Origin of the sequence: Saccharomonospora amisosensis, assembly GCF_011761185.1 — a bacterium.
Taxonomy (GTDB): domain Bacteria; phylum Actinomycetota; class Actinomycetes; order Mycobacteriales; family Pseudonocardiaceae; genus Saccharomonospora_A; species Saccharomonospora_A amisosensis.
Map to the genome: position 1 here is coordinate 3,487,564 of NZ_JAAOYM010000001.1, position 20,195 is coordinate 3,507,758.

A 20,195-nucleotide genomic window follows, 5' to 3' on the forward strand; every position below is an offset into this window, starting at 1 on the left:
AGGCGAGAGGATGATCCGTGAGCGAGGTCGGTGATCTCCTGGCGGGCCGTTACCGGCTGCGTCGGCATGTCGGCACCGGGGCTATGGGCGTGGTGTGGGAGGCCGCCGACGAACGACTCGGCCGCACGGTCGCGGTGAAGCAGCTGCTGATCCAGCCGGGGCTCGACGCCGCGGGCGCGGAGGAGGCGAGGCAACGGGCGATGCGGGAGGGTCGCATCGCCGCGCGGCTACATCATCCGAACGCCATCGCGGTGCACGACGTCACCGAGGACGCCGGGCTTCCGTTGCTGGTCATGGAGTTCTTCCCGGCACGCACACTCGCCGACGTGCTGGCCCGCGAAGGCGCGTTGAACGCAGTCGACGCCGCGCGGGTCGGCACCCAGGCCGCGGCCGCGCTGGCTGCGGCACACCGCGCAGGCATCGTGCACCGCGACGTCAAACCGGCCAACGTGCTCATCGCCGAGGACGGCACCACCAAGCTCGCCGACTTCGGCATCTCGCACGCGGGCGGCGACATCTCGGTGACCAGGGCGGGCGTGGTCGCGGGCACCCCCGCATACCTCGCACCGGAGGTCGCAAGGGGACAGCAACCCAGCACAGCCTCCGACATCTACTCCCTCGGCGCGACCGTCTACACAGCCGTGGAGGGCTCTCCGCCGTTCGGCGACGACGAGACGAACCCGCTGGGAGTGCTGCATCGGGTCGCCGCGGGCGCGGTACCGCCGCCGGGCCGAGCGGGTGTGCTCACCCCTGTGCTGCTCGGCATGCTCGCCGACGACCCACGGCTGCGCCCCACCGCAGAGCAGGCTCGCGAAACGATGCGGGCGATCGCCTCCGGACAAGCCCCTGATCTCGACCGCACTCAGCCGATACCGGCGGTGACAGGTTCCCCCACGCAGGCACTGAGCCGCGCCAATGCGGGCGGCACGCGCCTCGACATGAGCCCGGCCGTCGGCAGCGAACCGGTGCGGCGGCGAACCAGACCCTGGGCCTACGCCGCGGCGGCGATCGGCGCGGCGTTGCTCGTGACGCTTGTGCTCACCCTGACCAACGGCGACGACGCACCCTCCAACGCGACCGCCCGGCAGCCGACCACCACCGCACCCACCTCCACCACGCGATCGCTCACCCCTGCCGAGATGGAGGCCGTGGTGGCGGACTTCTACGCGCAGCTTCCGGACAACACGGACGCGGCGTGGGCGCATCTCGGCCCCGAACTTCGAGCCGAGGGCCGCGACGACTTCGACGCGCGCTGGACACGAGTCAAGAAGGTCACCGTCGTGTCCGCGCCCCGCTCCACCGGTGACGACACCGTTCATGTCGGCGTGGACCTCGCCATGCGTGGAGGGGCCACGATCACCGAGTTCCACCAGTTCGAGTTGATGGTGCTGGACAACGCCGTGGTCATCGGCACCGACACCCTGCTGCACCGGCAACGTACCGCGCCACCCCAGTCGGACAAGGACGGCGAGGGCAACAAGGACGAGGAGAAGAGCAAAGGCAAGGACGACAAGAAGGACGAGGACGGCTGAGGCGCTGACGCGTGCGAGCCTGCTCGTGCAGAGTTCAACCTGACCGACGAATTGTTGAACAATCCTCTCGTTGTGCTAAGTTGTTGAACAACTAGCGGCTCAACGGGCGGAGTGAGGGATGCGAGTTCACCCCTACGGCGAGCAGGCTCTTCTGGTCGACGTCGCCGACTTCGAGACCGTTCTCGGACTGCATGCCGCTCTCACCGAGAATCCTCCGGCAGGGGTGACCGACCTCGTGCCGGGCGCCCGCACCGTGCTGGTGTGCTACGAGCCCTGGGTGACCGACGCCTCGACGCTGACCCGGCGAATCCAGGCCACCACACCAGTCACTGTCGAGCCGCCCGAGGGTGACCTGGTGACCCTTCCCGTGGTCTACGACGGAGAAGATCTCGCGGAGGTGTCACGGCTGACCGGTCTGGGCATCGACGAGCTGATCGCCGCACATGCGGAACCGGAGTACGTCGTGCGGTTCGGCGGGTTCGCCCCCGGCTTCGCCTACCTGACCGGCCTGGACCCACGGTTGCACGTGCCGAGAAGACCGAACCCCCGGCCGAGTGTGCCCCCCGGTGCCGTCGCGGTCGCCGACGCCTACACCGGTGTCTACCCGCAGACCGGACCCGGGGGGTGGCAACTGCTGGGGCGCACCGACGTGGCGCTGTGGGACCCCCACCGGCGGCCGCAGGCCCTGCTGCGCCCTGGAGCGCGGGTGCGTTTCGACCGAGTCACACACCTGCGTACTGATGTGTCCACATCGCACCGATCGCGGCGGATTGTGGGCACACCCGTCCCCGGCGATTCGGTGATCGAGGTCGTCGAGGCGCGTGGCATGTCGACCGTGCAGGATCTGGGCAGACACGGCATGGCAAAGCTGGGAATCGGGCATGCCGGTGCGGCCGACCCTCGCTCGGCCAGGCTGGCCAACCGGCTCGTCGGCAATCCCGACGGCGCCGCGTGTCTGGAGGTGACGTTCGGTGGGCTCACCCTGCGGTTCCACCGCGCGGCCAGGGTCGCCGTCACGGGTGCCCCGTGCCCCATCAGTCGTGAAGGCTACGGCGAAGCGATGAACACGCCCTTCGCCGTGGCAGCGGGCGAGCAGGTGGTGATTGGCAAACCAGCCACGGGAGTACGTACCTACATCTCCGTGCGCGGCGGAATCGGCGTGCCACAAACGCTCTCGTCACGCTCGACCGATGTCCGGGCAGGCTTGGGTCCCACACCACTGACCGCGGGTGATGTCCTTCCCATCGGGACCGACCAGCTCCAGCACCAACCCGCCTACACCACCGCGCCGGTTGCCGATCCGCCGGGCAGCAGCCTGATCGTGCGCATCACCGCCGGACCACGAGCGGAATGGTTCGCGCCCGATGCGTTGGACGTCCTGCAGGACGCCACCTACGTCGTCTCGCAGGACAGCGATCGAACGGCCGTCCGGTTGCGAGGACCTGCCCTGCGGCGATCGATTCACCGTGAACTCCCCAGCGAGGGCATGGTTCCCGGCGCCATCCAGGTCCCGCATTCCGGACAGCCGCAACTTCTGCTCGCCGACCATCCGGTGACCGATGGCTACCCCGTGCTCGCCGTTGTCACCACGGAAGATCTGCCCGTGGTGGCGCAGGCCAGGCCCGGCCAGCACGTGTCCTTCCAGGTCGTGAACTGAACTTCTTCCCCGCTGTCCTCACTGTACCGAGCGCGCGGGATCAGGAGGTTGCCGTACCGTTGCCGTGGCAGCTGGTTCCGTGCCGTCGATCTACCTGCTGACCTGCGAAAACGTAACCGAGTAGCCGATTTTCGTTGTCAGAGCGGTGCAAGCGACTACCGGGACAATTCTTGTCATGGCGATAGGAAAGGTCAAGTGCGGAGTATGTGGTGACGGCAGCGGCTGGTTACTCGAGACCGTGATAGACGCCGAAAACGGTATGGTGACCTCTCGCGAGGTGCCGTGCGATGCGTGCCTTGTCCACTCCCGGCCCATTCCCGACAGGCAGGTCCGGCACCACAGTGGAATCCGGGGTCGCGCGATGTCGTGGCTACGCAGGCGAGTGGGCTCGCGGACCTAGCGGCCGAGCGGCTCAAGCTGGACCGCGCTCGGCGTGCCGCGCACCCTCCGTGGTGAGCCGAGCCCGCACCCGCTCGCCGAATCGCCCGACTCGGTGCTGACAGATCAGCCCGTCACGGACGAGCCTGCGGGCACCGAACTGATCGCACCACGCGACACCGTCCACAAAGAAGTCCGGTGCGCTGCCACAGGAGAGTTCCACTCGACCGGAAGCCACGGCACGCAGCAGTTCCCGGTCCCGGTTCGTCAGATCACGACGTGAGGCGGCTTCCGGCATGTCCGGCTTCCTCCAAGCTGGCTCGGTGGATCAGGCGGCTCGCGCGGCCTGCGCTGCAAGTGCGTCGAGGGCGACGAAACGCAGGTGCTGTCCCGGCCTTGCCTGCGCGGCTTTGTCGAGATCGGCGGAGAGCACCGTAGCGATGGCGGGAAAGTCACCCAGCACCGGATGGTTGACCAGGGACAGCGTCGGTTTACCCGAAGGCGGAACGAGCAGGCCGCCCGCTACCAGTCCCTCACTGGGCAGGTCGCCGTGCCGAACCCGGGTGAGAGCCGGCCCGTCGAGCCGAACGCCGATCCGGTTGGTCTCCGAAGTGACCACATAGGATTCGGTGAACAGTCTCGTCAGGGCGGACCTGGCGAACCAGCTGTCCCTCGGGCCGGGGACAACCCGCAACACCAGGTCGTCGGTGTCGAACCGCTGCGACGGCCTTCCTTCCATGGGCCGGATCGCGGGTTCGGGGCCGACCGGCAGTCGCACCCCCGGTGCGAGCGGAGCCGGACCCAGCCCGGACAGCAGGTCGGTGGATCGGGAACCGAGGACGGGTTCGACATCGATGCCGCCGCGTACCGCCACATAGCTGCGCAGGCCACGCCGAGCGGCCCCGAGCCGAAGAGTGGCTCCCGCCGCGAGGCTGATCAGCGTGTTCATGGCTTGGCCGCATCCGCCCGCCGTGAGCTCGCACGGCGCGCCCGTGACGGCCACGGTAACGGCGCTTTCCGCCCGCAGCTCCAGACCACCCAGCGTGGCCTCGATGGCGGCGGCATTCTCGTCGTTGCCAACCAGCCGGTTGGCCAACCTCAGCGAGCCACGATCGGCCGCGCCGCTCTCCCCCACTCCTGTCGCGGCGTATCCGGGCCTTCCGAGGTCCTGGATCGTCGACAATGGACCGCTTCGCAAGATCTCCAATGTCGCACCCACCATGTCTCCTGGTTCCCTTATCTCCTTGGCTACCTGCCGCCCGGGCTTGGTCCTTCAGTTCACGACCGCGACCGTGGCGGGAGCGAACGGTTTCAGTCCCACCCCACCAGCGGTGAGCGCGGCCCGGACCTCCTTCGCGATTCCCACGGCGCCGGGACTGTCGCCGTGCACGCAGATCGATCCGGCGCGAACAACGAGCTGACTGCCGTCGATCGCCTCGATGGGTTCCCCCCGCGCGATGCGAAGGCAGCGCCGCGCGATCTCCTGCGCGTCGTGCAGTACCGCACCGGGCTGCCTGCGGGAAACCAGCTTCCCGTCCGGTGTGTAGGCCCGGTCGGCGAACGCTTCGTGCACGGTGCGCAGTCCCGCCTGTTCGGCCCAGCCGAGCCAGTCGGAACCGGCAAGGCCGAGCACCACCAGCGAGGGGTCGTACTGGCGCACCGCCTCGATCACCGCGAGCGCCTGCTCCTCGTGCTCGGCGATCGCGTTGTAGAGGGCACCGTGCGGCTTCACATAGGTCACCTCGGTGCCCACCACGCGCGCCAGTCCCGACACCGCACCGATCTGGTAGATCAGGTCATCGATCAGTTCGACGGGGTCCATGTCGATGAACCGGCGCCCGAAGCCCGCCAGGTCGCGGTAGCCGACCTGAGCGCCGATCGCCACCCCGTTCTCGGCCGCCTTCTCGCAGGTTCGGCGAATCGCACCCGGGTCTCCCGCATGGAAGCCACAGGCAACGTTGGCGCTGGTGACGATGTCGAGCAGCGCCGCATCGTCACCCAGCGTCCAACGTCCGAAGCCTTCCGCGAGGTCCGAATTGAGATCCAACTGCCGGTCCTCAGCTCCAGAGTGCGGTGATGCCACTGAGTGCCTTCCAGCCCAGGTACAGCGTGAGCAGCCAGGTCACCACGCCGATGCCCATCAGCCACTTCGGATAGTTGTAGCCACCCAGCAGGTCCCGCCGCCTCGCCGCGACCCACATCAGCACACCGAAGCCCACCGGCAGGATCAGACCGTTGAGCGCGCCCGCGAGGATCAACAGCGTCGTCGGCGCCTGCTCCATCAACAGGAACGCGGACAACGAGATCGCGATGAAGGCGACGACCAGCCAGTTCCGGCGACGCTCCAGTGCGGGCGAGAACGAAGCGATGAACGAAACCGAGGTGTAGGACGCACCGATCACCGATGTGATGGCCGCACCCCAGAGGATCATGCCGAACAGGCGCAGCCCGACCTCGCCCGCGGCGTGCTGGAACGCGTCGGCCGTCGGGTTGCCGTCTCCGAGCGTGACGCCCGCGGCCACCACCCCCAGGATGGCGAGGAACAGCACGATCCGCATGACACCGGTGACCAGCAACGAGACAACCGAGCTGCGGCTGACCTGAACGACCTGCTCCGGACCCTTCACCCCGGCGTCGACGAGCCGGTGCGCGCCCGCGTAGGTGATGTAGCCACCGACCGTGCCACCGATCAGCGTGGTGATCGCCAGGAAGTCGACCTCGTCGGGGATCACCGACTGGCGCATGGCCTCACCGACGGGAGGGCCCGAGGCGATCGCGACGTAGATGGTCAGCGCGATCATGAATACGCCGAGCACCACCACGATGCGGTCCATCGCCACGCCGGCCTTCTTGCTCAGGAAGATCCCGATCGCGATGATCGCGGAGATGGCTCCACCGATCTTGACGTCCACACCGAACAGCGCGTCGAGACCGAGCGACGTGCCCGCGATGTTGCCGATGTTGAACACCAGGCCACCGAAGACGACCAGGGCCGCCATCACGAACCCGAGCCCGGGCAGCACCCGGTTGCCGAGCTCCTGGGCTCGCATCCCCGACACACCGATCACACGCCACACGTTCAGCTGCACCGCGATGTCGATCAGGATGGACAGCAGGATCGCGAACGCGAAGGCGGCGCCCAGTTGCACCGTGAACGCCGTCGTCTGAGTGATGAAGCCGGGGCCGATAGCGCTGGTCGCCATCAAGAAGATCGCACCCAGCAGGGTCCCCTTGCTCACACCTGACCGTGGCTTTTCCACGGTCGAGTCAAGTTGTTCCGCCATGAGAGAACTCCGATCTGTGCAGTGCGACACAAGGTATGAGTTGTTGAACAATTCTGCAAGAGCCTTGTGCAACGTCTTGGTTAACTCCAACTCGTGACCGCCAGCGACCTGCGGCGGTCGGGTTCAACGGGCGGTACCCGTAGTCGTCCCGCACTCGCGACGACCGCGATGACCGCTAGCAGTGGATTCGGCCCGAAGCGCGCCGGTTCCGCCTCGGCACCCGACTGCCAGCGCCAACCGCAAAGCTCGACCGCGGAAGTGGGTTGTTGCCCGGCACAGCGTGAAAGGTGTGAGGCAGGTGACCACTCGGTGAAAACGGCCGAGGTGGAAGGCACCACCGACAACGACCCGCCTGGCCGACACAGCCCAGGCACCGGCCTGCTGGCCGACTACCTGGAACGCATCGGCCGCACGAGGCTGCTCACACGCGAAGAGGAGATCCAGCTCGCGAAACGGATCGAGGCGGGTCTGTACGCCGAGCACCTACTCACCCAGCACCCCGACGACCACGACGCCGGAACCCGGGTAGCGCTGCTGGCCGTGGTAGAGGACGGCGCGGCGGCCACCCGGGAGATGCTGGAGGCCAACCTGCGACTGGTTGTCAGCGTCGCCAAGCGATACGTCGGCCACGGCATCCCGCTGCCCGACCTGATCCAGGAGGGAAACATCGGGCTCATCCACGCCGTGCGCAAGCACGACTACAAGCTCGGTTTCAAGTTCTCCACCTACGCCACCTGGTGGATCCGGCAGTCGATCACGCGTGCCCTGACCGACCAGTCGCGGTTGATCCGGTTGCCTGCACGCGTTGTGGACCAACTGAACCGCGTCGCCAGGGCACGCAGAGACCTCGTGGTGCGGCTGGGCAGGCAGCCACAGGCGGAGGAGTTGGCTCAGGAAAGCGGGATGACCGTACTCGACATCATCGAGTTGCAGGGCTACGACCAGGAACCCGCGAGCCTCGACGAGCACATCGGCGAGGACGCCACGACCAGCCTCGCCGACCTGCTCCGGCACCACGAGCACAGCGATGACCTCGCCGACAGCGTGTCCTACCGGCTGCTGCGCGCTGACATCAACGCCGCGCTGGCGACACTGCAACCCCGCGAACGCGATGTCATCAGCCGCCGGTGCGGGTTGGACGACGGACGCCAGCGCACGCTGGAGGAGATCGGGCGCGAGTTCGGGGTGACCAAGGAACGGATCAGGCAGATCGAGCGCCGCACCCTGCGAAAACTGCGCGAACCCGAGCGCTGCGAGCGCCTTCACAGGTACGTCTCCTGAGCTGCGGGCCCGCAGGCGGGACTTTCGGCCCTTCCCCTGCCACCGCGACGACAGCGAACCTTCGGGTCACCTCACAACGCGGTTTGAGGGAGGCAGCCATGCCCACCACCCAAGAACGGCGAGCCACGACGGAATCGACCATGCTCGCCGACCGGTTCGCCCCGCGCTACGACGTCATACAGACCGAGCACGTCGTGGTGGACGCCAGCCCCGAGCGGGCGTACGAGTTCGTGCGGGCGCTCGACTTCACCGATGTCCACACCACGCTGGTGGACGCGGTGCAGTGGCTCCGAGCGCTCCCGCAACGCTGGCGCGAGCGCAAGCACGGGCCACCGCGCACGCCCACTCGGATGACCTTCGACGACATGGCCACGGGCTCGGACTGGGTAATCCTCGGTGAGACACCCGGCAGGGAGATCGCTGCCGGTGCCGCGGGCAGGTTCTGGAAACCCGTTGTCGAATGGCGTCCCGTCGAGGCGGAACGCTTCACCGAGTTCGCGGAGCCGGGCTACGGCAAGATCGTCATGTCACTTTCGACCCGGCCGTACGGCGAGAACAGCTCGCTGGTCAGCTACGACATCCGCGTCATACTCAACGACACCCTCAGCGCGGCGAAGTTCAACGTGTACTGGAAGACCATCGCGCCGTTCGTCAGGGCGATACAGAAGGCGGTACTGAACACCGTGAAGCGCGACGCGGAACAGCAGGCCAAGTAGCCGCCGAAACCCGCGCGGGGCCTCACCCCGCCGCATGGCGTCGCAGATCGCGCTGCTCCAGGATCACCCGCTGGGTCTCCTCGATGCGATGCCGTTGCTGCTCGTCGGCGGCGGCCTTCTCAGCGGCCGAGAGCACCACCGCGTCCGGGCCAGGGTAGATCAGTGTCACGTGGTCGTCCCGAAGCCATCGGACCAGGTACGGAGGCGCGCCGTCGTTGCCCCTGACCTCGACGATGAACCCGAGTTCGTCGACGCTACCCACGACAGAACCCTTGATCAGCAACCAGTCGCCCGCTCGCGCCCGCATGGCCTCTCCCATCGTGCTGGTCGCGGCACACTCGTCAGGCTCGACGGCGAGCCCGCGGCCCGCGGAGAGCACCGGTCTCGGCTGCTCCCGCCACACAACCGAGTGGAGGCGGCGACACACCCCGGGCAACAGGGTCCAAGGTCCCTTTGCCCGGCCCGTGACAGCACAACACCATCGGCCCATGCCTTTCATCGACCGAACAGACGCCGGGAAGCGGCTCGCCGAACGCCTCGACGAGTTTCGCGGGTCCGACATCGTGGTGCTGGGACTGCCGAGGGGCGGGGTGCCGGTCGCCTACGAGGTGGCCATGGCGCTGGAGGCACCACTGGACGTCATCGTTGTGCGCAAGCTGGGTGTGCCGTTTCAGCCGGAGCTCGCTATGGGGGCCATCGGCGAGGACGGCGTGCGCGTCGTGGACACCGAGACCATGCATGCCTGTCAGGTGACACCCTCGGAGCTGCACGGCATCGAGGCAGGCGAGCGGGCGGAACTCGAACGCAGGGCACGCCGGTTCCGCAGCGGCAGACCGAGGGAGTCGTTGCGCGGAAGGACCGCGATCGTCGTTGACGACGGCGTCGCTACCGGCTCCACGGCGCGCGCGGCCTGCCAGGTCGCGAGGGCGCAGGGCGCGCAGCGGATAGTGCTGGCCGTGCCGGTGGGTGCGCCCAGTGCCATCGCGGCGCTGCGGGACGAGGCCGACGTCGTGATCTGCATCGAGCAACCGCCGTGGTTTCGGGCCGTGGGCCAGTGGTACGGCAACTTCCGGCAGACCACTGACGACCAGGTGTTGGAGTTGCTGCGCAGGGCGGCGCGCCGGGACACCTCGATCACCGTCGCCAACCCGCCCGTCAGCGACGAGGAGGTGGAGGTGCTGGCGGGCGACGTCCCGCTGGAAGGCCATCTCACCGTGCCGGAGAACTGTCCGGGCGTGGTGTTGTTCGCGCACGGCAGCGGTAGCGGCAGGCACAGCCCCCGCAACCGACACGTTGCCGCTGTGCTCAACGAGGCAGGCATCGGCACTCTGCTGTTCGACCTGCTGACACACGACGAGGAGTTGGACCGACGCTACGTGTTCGACATCGAGCTGCTGGCCGACCGGCTGATCGAAGCGACCCGGTGGCTGCGCGACCAGCCGGGGTTCGAGCGCACGCCGATCGGCTACTTCGGCGCCAGCACCGGTGCGGCAGCCGCGCTGTGGGCCGCGGCCGACTCTCGCACCGACGTGGCCGCGGTGGTGTCGCGGGGCGGCAGGCCCGACCTGGCGGGCAAACAGCTACGCGCGGTCGGCGCCCCCACGCTGCTGATCGTCGGCGGCCACGACCACGTGGTACTGGACCTCAACCGCGCGGCGCAGGCCGAACTGCACTGCGAGAACGAGCTGGCCGTCGTGCCGAGGGCTACCCACCTGTTCGAGGAGCCGGGGGCGCTGGACCACGCCGCGCAGCTGGCGCGCGGTTGGTTCCTCGGGCATCTCGCGGCTTGACTCGTTCCCTCAGTCGGAGCGACGCCGTGCCTCCAGGACCACCCTGGCGCGGCGCGGTAGCAGCTCCTCCTCCGGCACGTCCTGCTTGATCGCCTTCACCAGGCAGTACATCGTGAGGTAGGCGATCACGAAGAACGGCAATCCGATCACCGTGACGACCTGCTCGAGCGCTTGCAGCGCCTCCTGGCCGGTCGCGGCGATGAGGGTCGCGGCGACGACGCCCTCCAACACCGCCCAGAACACCCGCTGCCGCGTGGGCGGGTTGAGTGTGTTGCCGGAGGTGAGCATGTCCACCACCAGCGACGCGGAGTCCGACGACGTGGTGAAGAAGATGACCACCACGAACACCGAGAGTGCCATGACGAACTCGGTGGCCGGGAAGTTCTCCAGGAACGCGAACAGCGCCGTCGCGGTGTCGCCCTGCTGGACGACGGGGCCGACGAGCGAACCAGGGTTCTCCCATTCGATGTTGATGGCCGAGAGACCGAAGACGCTGAACCAGACCAGGGAGAAGGCCACCGGGGCGCCGAGCACGCCCAGCACGAACTCCCGGATGGAACGACCTTTGGAGATGCGGGCGACGAAGATCCCTACGAACGGCGCCCAGGTGATGGTCCACGCCCAGTAGAACACCGTCCAACTGCCCTGCCAGCCCCAGCCGTCGGCGGGCAGCGCGTCGTTCCAGAACGACAGCGGGACGATCGCGCTGAGGTAGGTGCCCGCGCTTTCGATCACGCCGCGCAGCAGGAACACCGTGGACCCGGCCAGGAGCACGAAAAGCAAAAGACCCACCGCGAGTCCGATGTTCAGATTGGACAGCCACTTGATGCCCTTGTCCAGGCCGAGCACCACCGAGATCGTCGCGATGGTGGTGACAACGGCGATGATGGCGATCTGAGTGGACTTGCCGATCTCGATGCCGAACAACCCGTTGAGCCCGCTGTTGATCTGTAGCGTGCCGAGTCCGATAGAGACGGCCACGCCGAACAGCGTGCCGATCACCGCGGCGATGTCGACGGCCTTGCCGATGGGTCCGTTGATCCGGTCGCCGAGGATAGGCTGGAAGATGGAACTGACCCGAAACGGCAGGCCCCTGCGGTAGGCGAAGTAGGCGAACGCCAGCGCGGGCAGGGTGAAGATCGCCCAGGTGTGGAAACCGAAGTGGTACATCGTGAACCCGATGGCCTCGTTCGCGGCATGCTCGCTGAGTGGGCCCGCTGCGCCATCCGGAGCGGGCAGTTCGCGCAGCCGCTGCGCGAACTGCTCCGAGTTCCCCGCGGACTCGCTGAGGTCGGCGACCTGCCCGTTGAGCCCGGAAAGCGGTGGGTTCGCGAAGTGGTTGATCGGTTCGGCGACCCCCCAGAACATCAGGATGGTGCCGATCCCGGCCGCGAACAGCATGCCGAACCACGCGATGTTGCTGTACTCCGGTCGCGCGTCCTTGCCACCGAGCCGCACGTGGCCGAACCGGCTGAACGCGATCCACAGCAGAAAACCGAGGAAGGACGTGACACCGAGGATGTAGAACCAGCCGAGGTTGGTCTTCACCGCATCCGACGCGCCGCGGAAGGTCCGGTCGACCTCGTCGGTGAACAACACGGACAGTCCCACGAAGACGATCGCCAACGCCGCCGATGTGAAGAAGATGGTCGGGTTGGTCTTCAACCCCAGCGCGCGTTGCAGTTTGTCGAGCATGATCGTCTCCCTCCGTATAGCCTCGGCAAGCTATCCGCGGAAGATCATCCTGTCAATCGATCACCGGATTACCCGGTTTGATGTCGCTCACTGACGGAGCTGGTGGACTGTCGTTGACGGCAGTTGCCTCCAGCTCCACCAGCACACCGGAAGGCATCGACTGGCCCGGACCGATCGTCAGCGAGCGGATGGCCGACCGGAGGAACAGCCGGTTTCGAGGGGAAGGATGTCAATCGTGGCGGCAACAAGGCCCCCAAATGACCTTGGGGGCCTTGCTTGTGCTGCTCCCCCGGCTGGACTCGAACCAGCAACCCTTCGGTTAACAGCCGAATGCTCTGCCAATTGAGCTACGAGGGACCGCTGTCAGCGCCCGGATCGCTCCGGGCCAACGGCTTCATACTCTAGCCCATTCCCGATCAGCCTCGCGCACCACCCCCGGGTCATCACCGCGAAGCGCGGGATGCGCCGGTGCGGGACAATGAGCGAAGTGGCCCCGCTCAGAGGAGGCATGAGCAAAATGAAGACGTTCCTGTTTGGCGCGGCCGTCGGCTATGTGCTGGGCGCGCGAGCCGGCCGGGCCCGATACGAGCAGATCGTGCGTACCTACCGCAAGCTGTCCGACCACCCTGCCGTGCAGGGCGCGGCAGGCGTCGCCAGGGCGAAGGTGGGCGAGAAGGTCGGCGACAAGCTGCCGTTCAGCCAGCGCTCGACACGGTCGACACCCGAACCCCATGGCACTGACGGCCACGCCACCGCGCAACCTTCGGGTGGCAGGACCTGAGCCGCTAGGGCACGCACGCGACGACGAACACCCTGCGAAACGGCAGCCACGTGGTGCCGTCACCCCTCGATGGGTATGCCTGGGCGAGCAGCGGGGCCAACTGTTCGCGAAAGGCCACCCACTCGTGCTCCGCCAGCGCCGCCCTGACCGGCCGCAGCGCCGTGCCGCTGACCCACTCGAGCACCGCGTCGTCGCCGGTCAGCCGCTGGATGTAGGTGGTTTCCCACGCGTCCACCTGGCAGCCCAGCTCGGCGAACAACTCCGCGTATTCCATCGGGTCGGCTACGGCATCGTTCTCCAGCAGTGGCGCCCCCTCCAGCCTTGGCGCCCACCTCGGGTCGCGCGCCACCTGCCGAGGCAGGGTGTGGGAGGGGGCGTCGAAGTTACCGGGTAGTTGCGCCGCCAGCCACGCCCCGGACGGCAACCGCCCCGCCCAGCGCCTCAGCAGCTCACGATGACCCGGCACCCACTGCAGGACGGCGTTGCACACCACGACGTCGGTGTCGGCTGCGGGTTCCCATTCGGCGACGTCGGCGATCTCTGCCTTGACACCCGACCGCCTCGCGGCGGCCACCATCTCCGGTGAGTTGTCGATCGCCTCGACCGACGCCTGCGGCCAGCGGCGCGACAGCGTTTGCGTCAGGTTGCCAGGACCACAGCCGAGATCGACCACCCGCCGTGGCCGCGTCGCCGCCACCCGTGCGAGCAGGTCGAAGAACGGCCGCGCGCGCGGCTCACTGTAGTCGAGGTACTTGCCGGGATCCCACACAGTACGAGCGTACTGCTACTGCGGCCCGCCAGCCAGTTTTTCGGCCGCCTCCTGTGCCATGTCCGCCAGCGCGGTGACCTCTGCACCAGGGTCGGGCCTGACCTGCAACACCACGCCGTCGGCGCCGGGAACCTTCCTGAGCACGAACCACGCACCGCCACCGGGCAGTTCCTTGCGGTAACGCGAACGGATAGAACCCTCGACCCGTTGCCGCACCAGGTGCGGAATCCGCCCCGGTCGGGGAAGCACGAGCCGGGCGGGCTCCCGGTCGGCCAGCACCAGCGCTCTGCCTGCCTGCCCGGTCACCTCGGCCTCGGTGACGGTCAGCGCGTCCCCGCGCCACACCGCCTTGCTGACGAGGTCCCAACCGATACGCCGCTGGCCACCGCCGTCGGGCACCCACAGGCCCAGCGCCGTCACCGCCAGGTACCCGCCCGTTCCCACGCGCGTCCAGGCCAGCACGTGTTCGTCGGCGGCCAGTCGGGTGCCCAGCTCCTCCGGCAGCCGCTCGCCCAGCACCCTGCGCAGCCAGCCCATCGGCTCAGTCCATCCCTCCGACGGCCTGCTCGCGCAGTGCCTTGCGGTACTGCTCAAGGGCCACCAGGTCACCGAACAGCGCCCGGTAGTCGTCGGCAGCCTCCACCGGCGACAGCCGCTGCAGCTTGGACTTCAACTCCCCGATCTGGCGCCCCACCAGGTTCTCCTGCACCGCCGCGAGCATGCTCGACACGTAGCGCTCGTCGGCCTCACCGTTGGACTCCAGCGGCTCGACGGCCAGTTCGGACAGCAGTGAGCTCACCGTCCCCTGTGGAGCATGCTGGGTGGCCGCGTCGATCAGCGCCGGACCGGTGAGGCCCGAGCTCGCCCCGCCCGCGGCCATGATCGCCTTGTGCACGGCGACGTAGGCGGGGTGGGTGAACGCGTCCTCGGGCAGCGCGTCGTACTCCGGACCGGCCAGCGCGGGCTCCTGCAGCGCAACCTTCAGCGCCTCCCGCTGCGCACGCAACCCCGGGTGCTTGGGGTCGGGCCGCTCCAGGTCGCCTCCCTCGGCGGCGCCGTTTCGGGACTCCCTGCGCCTGCCGTTGGCCTTCACCGGCGCTCCCGCGCTCTCCCGCACACGCCGCACCACCATCGCCTCGTCCTGCCAACCCACCCACCAGGCGAGCTTGGTGGCATAGCCGTCGCGCTTGGCGCGGTCCTTGATCTGCGCCACCAGCGGTACGGTGCGTTGCAGCGCTGCCACCTGACCGTCCACGGAGTCGAGGTCGTAGTCAGCCAGCAGGCTGCGGATCGCGAACTCGAAAAGCGGGATGCGCCGCGCCACCAGATCGCGAACGGCCGCGTCGCCCTTGGCGAGCCGCAGCTCGCAGGGGTCCATACCATCGGGCGCGATGGCGATGTATGTCTGGCCCGCGAATGTCTGGTCGCCCTCGAACGCCTTCAACGCCGCCTTCTGCCCGGCCTCGTCACCGTCGAAGGTGAAGATCACCTCACCACGGAAGGCGTCGTCGTCCATCATCAACTGGCGCAGCACCCGCATGTGCTCCTCGCCGAAGGCCGTACCCGATGAGGCCACGGCCGTCGGCACACCCGCCTCGTGCATGGCCATCACATCGGTGTAGCCCTCCACCACCACGACCTGGTGCCTGCGCGCGATCTCACGCTTGGCCAGGTCGAGCCCGAACAGCACCTGTGACTTCTTGTAGATCGGGCTCTCGCTGGTGTTCAGGTACTTCGCCTGAATGGGGTCGTCGTCGAAGATCCGGCGAGCACCGAAACCCACGATGTCGCCACCACGGTCCTTGATCGGCCACACCAGCCTCCGGTGGAACCGGTCGATCGGCCCCTGCCGACCCTCCTTGGAGATTTGCGCCTTGTACAGCTCGGCGAGTTCGAAGCCGCTGGTCAACAGGTGTTTGGTGAGCCGGTCCCAGCCGCCGGGCGCGAAACCGCAACCGAACCTGGCTGCGGCGGCGGAGTCGAACCCTCGCTCGGTGAGGAACTCCCGCGCCGGCCTGGCCTCCGGGGTGGCCAACTGCTCGGCATAGAAGGCCTGGGCCGCCTTGTGCACCTCGACCAGCCGCATTCGGGTGCCCCGGTCGCGGCGAACACTGCCACCACCACCCTCGTAGGTCAGGTGCACGCCCACCTGGTCAGCCAGCCGCTCGACCGCCTCCACGAACCCGAGGTGCTCGATCTGCATGACGAACTTGATGACGTCACCACCGACGCCGCAGCCGAAGCAGTGGAAGGTGCCGTGCGTCGGCCGCACGTTGAACGAGGGTGTCTTCTCCTCGTGGAACGGGCACAGGCCCTTAAGCGCGCCACCACCCGCCCTGCGCAGCGCTACGTACTCACCGACGACGTCGTCGATCCGACTGCGCTCCCGCACCTGCGCGATGTCGCTTTCCCGGATCCGTCCCGCCACGCGCCCCACTCTAGGACACCCACGCCCCGCCGGTTCGGCCATACTCGGCCCATGTCACTCGAGACACTCGCGAGTGAGTTCGCGGGCCACCGCTCCCACCTGATCGCGGTGGCCTACCGGCTCACCGGGTCGCTGGCGGACGCCGAGGACGCCGCGCAGGAGGCGTGGCTGCGGCTGAGCGGCCTGTCGCGCGAGAAGTCGGAGCAGATCCAGGATCTGCGGGCCTGGCTCACCACCGTCGTCGGGCGGCTGTGCCTCGATCGGCTGCGCTCCGCCACCGCGAGGCGCGAGCGCTACGTCGGCGAGTGGCTGCCCGAGCCGATCGTGACCGACCTCGACGCCTCGATCGGCGAGGACCCGCTGGACGCGGTGGTTCGCGACGACGGCGTGCGCATGGCGGCGATGGTGTTGCTCGACCGGCTGACGCCGCAGCAGCGCGTGGCGTTCGTACTGCACGACGCGTTCAAGGTGTCGTTCGCCGAGATCGGCGAGATCCTGGGCTGCACGCCGCAGGCGGCAAGGCAGCACGCCTCACGCGGCAGGCGCGCGCTGGCCGACGCCGAACCGCCGCCCCGCGCGTCACTGCAAGAGCAACGGGAGGTGTTGGAACGCTTCACCGCCGCCGTGCTCTCCGGCGACCTGCACGCCGTGGCGCGGGTGCTGCACCCCGACATCGTGCTCATCGGCGATTCCGACGGCAAGGGCAGGACCACCCGCCGGACCATGGTCGGTGCCGACAAGTTCCTGCGGTTCTTCGCCGGGCTGCGGCGGATGTACCCGCCGGACGCCTTCGCCGCCACCCGGCCCGTGCTTGTCAACGGTGACCTTGGCATGTACCTGCCCGCCCAACCCGGTGGCGAGCACTACCGTGACGTCGATGAACACGTACAGGCGATGACGGTGCACGACGGGCGCATCGTCGCCGTCTACGACATCGTGAACCCGGACAAGCTGCGGCACCTGCCCGCTTCCGTCACGCGTGCGGGCGGGTGAGGTCGGAGGTATCCCAGACCCACACGTCCCTGACCACATGCGGGGCGCGGCCCAGCAACCGCTCGACGGTGTCGCGAAGCGGCTGCTGGTTGGGTGCCCGCACCGGCAGCACCATCACGTCGGCCTTCCAGTACCGCAGGTCGCGCAGCAGGTCGACCCGCTGCTCCTGGTTGACCCTCGCGGCGACGCCGTCCTCTGCGACGTCCTCCAGCAGTACCGAGGTGGGCCGCCGGACCGCGCCGTAGGTACCGCGGCCGTCGGTGGCCGGACCCACGAAATAGCCCTCCGCCAGTGGGAACTCCAGGCCGGCTTCGACCTGCCAGTGCAGCGGGTCGGCATCACCCGCGTCCGGCAGCGGCACCACCACCACGGAGCCGCCGGGGCCGACATAGTCGCGCCAGGACCCGGCGGCGAAGAACGCCGGTGTCTGCTCACGCTGGCGGACCTGTAGCTCCGTGGGGACGATCGGCACGAGCGCGAAGGTGAGCGCGCTGAACCACACGATGCGCACGGCGTAGCGCCAGTCGGGCGCGGCCGGCCAGCGCAGCACCCGTTCGGTGGCCATCGCCAGCAGCACGCCGATCACCGGCACGCAACCGAGCGCGAACCGGGACTCCAGCACCGACTCGAACAGCGGCGCGTCGAACAGCAGCAGCCAGGGTCCCGGCAACGAGGTCGCGGTGCCGTTGACCACGAGCAGCACACCCGTCGACAACCACGCCATGCCGAACATGGCGACGGCCAGCGCCCTCGCCACGACCACCCGCCACAACCCCACCGTGACGACAAGCATGAGCAGCACCAGCGGCCAGCCGAAGAACGCGTTCTCCTCGGTACGGTTCATCGACAGCTCGCGTGCCGAGTCCGGCCCGCCCGCCAGCGACTCCGTGGCGAACGCGGTGAAGGCCGCGGCGTCGTTGCCACGCAGGCCGTGCTCGAGGCTCTGGTAGCTTTGCGGGCCGAAGAACTGCCACCACAGCGGCACCGCGACCAGCGCGAGCGACACCGCCGCGGCCACGCCGAGCCCGGCCGCCAGCGGCTTGGCCATGGCGGCGGCCTGCTCGGGCCGCATGAGGGCGTAGGCCATGGCGAAAACCACGAGTGTGGTCGCCATGATCAGCAGCGGTTCCTCGCCAAGGAAGACCTGGTAGGCCACCAGCAGGCCGAGCAGCACGCCGCCGCGCACGACGTGCTCTCCTCGCGCCAGCTTCACCAGCCGCAGCACGATGAACGGCAGCACGAACAGCACCACGAAGTTCGGGTGCGCGTTCGCGTGGGAGATGATCGGCGGGGCGAACCCCGCGAAAGCCGCCCCGATCGCGGCGCCGGTGCGGGTGCTGACCAGGTGCCGCGACAACACCCAGTACCAGGCCGCGGCCGTACCCGCCAGACCGCCGGTGAGTGCCAGCGCCCAGGTGACCGTTGGGCCGAAAAGCAGGGTCACCGGCGCCAGCGGCACCCCGATGCCGAGCATGACCGTGTTGGCCATGAGATTCACGCCAAGCGGGTGGTTCTGCAACGCCGAGAACAGCGGGTTCTCCAGCTTGGCCACGGAGTCGGCGGTGACCGCGAAGAACCACTCCCACATGTTCTGGTCCTGCACGCTGCTGGCCAGGTAGCCGTGCTCCAGGTCCAGCCACAGTGGACGGTATAGCAGGAAGGCGGCCACCGCGAAGCCAAGCAGCACGACCGCGTCGACGAACCGGATTGGCACGCGGGCGCCCGTGGGTCCGGGTGTCCCTAGCCGGGGCACCCGCTGTGTCGTTGCCGTCACGGTTCGACGACCCTCGAAAGGAAGTAGCAGGCACCCGTCCCCGCGTGCCGCACCAGCAGCAGGAACGGGCGATCGACCACTACGGTCACGGGTTCACCCACTGGCATCGACACCAGCCGCATCGTGACCGCCGTGGCCGCGGCACCTTCGAGCCCGCTCTCGTCCACGCGGAGCACGGCCTGGTGCGAGACGTCCGAAACAAGCAGCCGAGGGTCGTCGCTCAGCGCGCCGAAGTCGGCAGCGGGTTGGAACATGGTGTGCACCCCGAGTGCGCGCAACGCCGGTTTGAGCGCGCTGCGCACGTCGAGCGACAGCCTCGGCAACGCGAGGTTCACCATCGTCTCGCGCTTGGCCGAGAGCAGGCCCGCCAGCGTTTCGGCGTCCAGTGTGGACTCCTGCTCCGCAAGCGGGCGCTCGGGTAACAGCACGATCGCCTCGACGCCACCAAGCGCGGGTAACGCCACCAGCCGCCAACCGTGGCCCGCTGCGTAACCGAGCCGCTCGACCTGCCGCATCATCGGCACCCGCCGAGTGCGGGCGGGTGCGTGGAAGTCACCGTCGGCCGTGTTGGTGGCCGCGAACGGGAACGTCCACGCCACCCGCAGGTACAACGCGTTCACCAGGCTGGCGACGGTGTCGGCGCCGATGCTGCCCGACGGCAGCAACTCCGGAATCAGGTCGTGGGTGGCGCGCGCCACGTCGGCGTTGATCGTGCGGCGGGCACCTTCTGGGTCGTCGACGAACGGCGCCGTCGCGACACGCCCTGACGGCCAGTCCGCCAGTTCCTCGGTGAATCCGGGGTTGAGGGCCAGCCGCTGCCACACCCACAGCGTGTTCGACACGGCCAGCTCAGGCTGCTCCCCGCCGGTGTGCGCGGTCAGCACGGCGGCCTTGCGCAGCAACTCCGCCTGGTCCGCGACACCATCGACGGTGCCCGCCACCACCGTGGCGGCCTCCTCGGCGGTTATCCCTCTCGCCGCGCGCGTCACCAGTGCCAGCGCGCTCGCCGCCGAGTACGGCGAGAAGCACGAGTCGGCACCGTCTCCGGCGATCTTGTCGTGGACGGCGAGCGCGAACCGCAGGTGTGTGGTCTCCGGTGAGCTGGCAGGCATTCTGT

Annotated in this window: 18 protein-coding genes and 1 tRNA gene; 7 read left to right on the forward strand and 12 right to left on the reverse strand. The window is 68.4% G+C overall.

Annotated features, from left to right (window positions below; all coding sequences use genetic code 11):
* Positions 1–17: 17 nt before the first annotated feature.
* Together FHU38_RS16960 and FHU38_RS28030 are read left to right on the forward strand one after the other, a co-directional pair.
* A complete protein-coding gene (locus tag FHU38_RS16960; protein ID WP_167172601.1) occupies positions 18–1,532 on the forward strand; it encodes a serine/threonine-protein kinase in 1,515 nt (504 codons plus the stop codon).
* Between the two features lie 118 nt (positions 1,533–1,650).
* A complete protein-coding gene (locus FHU38_RS28030; protein WP_167172603.1) occupies positions 1,651–3,189 on the forward strand; it encodes a 5-oxoprolinase subunit B/C family protein in 1,539 nt (512 codons plus the stop codon).
* Positions 3,190–3,601: 412 nt separating this feature from the next.
* On the opposite strand, the gene FHU38_RS16970 is transcribed toward FHU38_RS28030, so the two are convergent.
* The 4 genes from FHU38_RS16970 to FHU38_RS16985 are packed head-to-tail and all read right to left on the reverse strand — an operon-like array spanning position 3,602 to position 6,851.
* Positions 3,602–3,865, reverse strand: a complete 264-nt coding sequence (locus FHU38_RS16970; RefSeq protein WP_167172605.1) for a hypothetical protein — start codon at positions 3,863–3,865, stop codon at positions 3,602–3,604.
* Between the two features lie 30 nt (positions 3,866–3,895).
* The gene (locus tag FHU38_RS16975; protein ID WP_167172607.1) at positions 3,896–4,789 is read right to left on the reverse strand and encodes a 5-oxoprolinase subunit C family protein; all 894 of its coding nucleotides are present in this window, start codon (positions 4,787–4,789) and stop codon (positions 3,896–3,898) included.
* 51 nt (positions 4,790–4,840) lie between these two features.
* Positions 4,841–5,614: a LamB/YcsF family protein gene (locus FHU38_RS16980; RefSeq protein WP_167172609.1), complete on the reverse strand. Its 774-nt coding sequence runs from the start codon at positions 5,612–5,614 to the stop codon at positions 4,841–4,843.
* Between the two features lie 10 nt (positions 5,615–5,624).
* Positions 5,625–6,851 (reverse strand): NRAMP family divalent metal transporter, encoded by a 1,227-nt coding sequence (locus FHU38_RS16985; RefSeq protein WP_167172611.1) that lies wholly within the window; start codon positions 6,849–6,851, stop codon positions 5,625–5,627.
* Positions 6,852–7,160: 309 nt separating this feature from the next.
* Between FHU38_RS16985 and FHU38_RS16990 the strand changes: the two genes are divergently transcribed.
* The gene (locus FHU38_RS16990; RefSeq protein WP_167172613.1) at positions 7,161–8,132 is read left to right on the forward strand and encodes a sigma-70 family RNA polymerase sigma factor; all 972 of its coding nucleotides are present in this window, start codon (positions 7,161–7,163) and stop codon (positions 8,130–8,132) included.
* Between the two features lie 98 nt (positions 8,133–8,230).
* Positions 8,231–8,848 carry a hypothetical protein gene (locus FHU38_RS16995; RefSeq protein ID WP_208415716.1) on the forward strand — a complete coding sequence of 206 codons (618 nt, stop codon included), beginning with the start codon at positions 8,231–8,233 and terminating at the stop codon, positions 8,846–8,848.
* Positions 8,849–8,870: 22 nt separating this feature from the next.
* Here FHU38_RS16995 and FHU38_RS17000 read toward each other — a convergent pair whose 3' ends face one another.
* On the reverse strand, positions 8,871–9,227 hold the full coding sequence (locus tag FHU38_RS17000) for a DUF1918 domain-containing protein (RefSeq protein ID WP_313886809.1): 357 nt from the start codon (positions 9,225–9,227) through the stop codon (positions 8,871–8,873).
* Between the two features lie 109 nt (positions 9,228–9,336).
* Between FHU38_RS17000 and FHU38_RS17005 the strand changes: the two genes are divergently transcribed.
* Positions 9,337–10,638: a phosphoribosyltransferase family protein gene (locus tag FHU38_RS17005; protein WP_167172615.1), complete on the forward strand. Its 1,302-nt coding sequence runs from the start codon at positions 9,337–9,339 to the stop codon at positions 10,636–10,638.
* A 9-nt stretch (positions 10,639–10,647) separates the two neighbouring features.
* Here the strand turns inward: FHU38_RS17005 and FHU38_RS17010 are convergent, their stop codons facing one another.
* Both FHU38_RS17010 and FHU38_RS17015 read right to left on the reverse strand, forming a co-directional pair.
* Positions 10,648–12,333, reverse strand: a complete 1,686-nt coding sequence (locus FHU38_RS17010) for a BCCT family transporter (protein WP_167172617.1) — start codon at positions 12,331–12,333, stop codon at positions 10,648–10,650.
* Between the two features lie 284 nt (positions 12,334–12,617).
* A tRNA-Asn gene (locus FHU38_RS17015) sits at positions 12,618–12,690 on the reverse strand.
* Between the two features lie 160 nt (positions 12,691–12,850).
* On the opposite strand from FHU38_RS17015, the gene FHU38_RS17020 reads away from it, so the two are divergent.
* Entirely contained in the window at positions 12,851–13,114 is a 264-nt protein-coding gene (locus FHU38_RS17020) for a hypothetical protein (protein ID WP_167176197.1), read from the forward strand.
* A 4-nt stretch (positions 13,115–13,118) separates the two neighbouring features.
* Here the strand turns inward: FHU38_RS17020 and FHU38_RS17025 are convergent, their stop codons facing one another.
* Genes FHU38_RS17025 through dnaG form a run of 3 tightly spaced genes read right to left on the reverse strand, consistent with a single transcriptional unit; the run spans position 13,119 to position 16,353 of the window.
* A complete protein-coding gene (locus FHU38_RS17025) occupies positions 13,119–13,883 on the reverse strand; it encodes a trans-aconitate 2-methyltransferase (protein WP_167172619.1) in 765 nt (254 codons plus the stop codon).
* A gap of 15 nt (positions 13,884–13,898) precedes the next feature.
* The gene (locus FHU38_RS17030) at positions 13,899–14,420 is read right to left on the reverse strand and encodes a hypothetical protein (RefSeq protein WP_167172621.1); all 522 of its coding nucleotides are present in this window, start codon (positions 14,418–14,420) and stop codon (positions 13,899–13,901) included.
* A gap of 4 nt (positions 14,421–14,424) precedes the next feature.
* Positions 14,425–16,353, reverse strand: coding sequence for a DNA primase (gene dnaG, locus FHU38_RS17035; protein ID WP_167172623.1), 1,929 nt, complete (start codon positions 16,351–16,353; stop codon positions 14,425–14,427).
* Between the two features lie 9 nt (positions 16,354–16,362).
* Here dnaG and sigJ point away from each other — a divergent pair, with 9 nt between their 5' ends.
* On the forward strand, positions 16,363–17,304 hold the full coding sequence (gene sigJ / locus FHU38_RS17040; RefSeq protein WP_167172625.1) for an RNA polymerase sigma factor SigJ: 942 nt from the start codon (positions 16,363–16,365) through the stop codon (positions 17,302–17,304).
* Here sigJ and FHU38_RS17045 read toward each other — a convergent pair.
* Positions 17,285–19,078, reverse strand: coding sequence for a glycosyl transferase (locus FHU38_RS17045; protein ID WP_167172627.1), 1,794 nt, complete (start codon positions 19,076–19,078; stop codon positions 17,285–17,287). The two genes, sigJ and FHU38_RS17045, sit on opposite strands and share 20 nt — an antisense overlap.
* Entirely contained in the window at positions 19,075–20,190 is a 1,116-nt protein-coding gene (locus FHU38_RS17050; protein ID WP_167172629.1) for a serpin family protein, read from the reverse strand. Before FHU38_RS17050 ends, FHU38_RS17045 begins: the two co-directional genes overlap by 4 nt.
* Positions 20,191–20,195 lie beyond the last annotated feature (5 nt).

What these genes read in the sequence shown, in the direction of transcription:
- sigJ (WP_167172625.1), top strand. Translation starts at nt 16,363, where the DNA reads ATGTCACTCGAGACACTCGCGAGTGAGTTCGCGGGCCACCGCTCCCAC.
- FHU38_RS16975 (WP_167172607.1), bottom strand. Translation starts at nt 4,789, where the DNA reads ATGGTGGGTGCGACATTGGAGATCTTGCGAAGCGGTCCATTGTCGACG.
- FHU38_RS17030 (WP_167172621.1), bottom strand. Translation starts at nt 14,420, where the DNA reads ATGGGCTGGCTGCGCAGGGTGCTGGGCGAGCGGCTGCCGGAGGAGCTG.
- FHU38_RS17020 (WP_167176197.1), top strand. Translation starts at nt 12,851, where the DNA reads ATGAAGACGTTCCTGTTTGGCGCGGCCGTCGGCTATGTGCTGGGCGCG.
- FHU38_RS16995 (WP_208415716.1), top strand. Translation starts at nt 8,231, where the DNA reads ATGCCCACCACCCAAGAACGGCGAGCCACGACGGAATCGACCATGCTC.
- FHU38_RS28030 (WP_167172603.1), top strand. Translation starts at nt 1,651, where the DNA reads ATGCGAGTTCACCCCTACGGCGAGCAGGCTCTTCTGGTCGACGTCGCC.
- FHU38_RS16970 (WP_167172605.1), bottom strand. Translation starts at nt 3,865, where the DNA reads ATGCCGGAAGCCGCCTCACGTCGTGATCTGACGAACCGGGACCGGGAA.
- FHU38_RS17005 (WP_167172615.1), top strand. Translation starts at nt 9,337, where the DNA reads ATGCCTTTCATCGACCGAACAGACGCCGGGAAGCGGCTCGCCGAACGC.
- FHU38_RS17010 (WP_167172617.1), bottom strand. Translation starts at nt 12,333, where the DNA reads ATGCTCGACAAACTGCAACGCGCGCTGGGGTTGAAGACCAACCCGACC.
- FHU38_RS16985 (WP_167172611.1), bottom strand. Translation starts at nt 6,851, where the DNA reads ATGGCGGAACAACTTGACTCGACCGTGGAAAAGCCACGGTCAGGTGTG.
- dnaG (WP_167172623.1), bottom strand. Translation starts at nt 16,353, where the DNA reads ATGGCCGAACCGGCGGGGCGTGGGTGTCCTAGAGTGGGGCGCGTGGCG.
- FHU38_RS17050 (WP_167172629.1), bottom strand. Translation starts at nt 20,190, where the DNA reads ATGCCTGCCAGCTCACCGGAGACCACACACCTGCGGTTCGCGCTCGCC.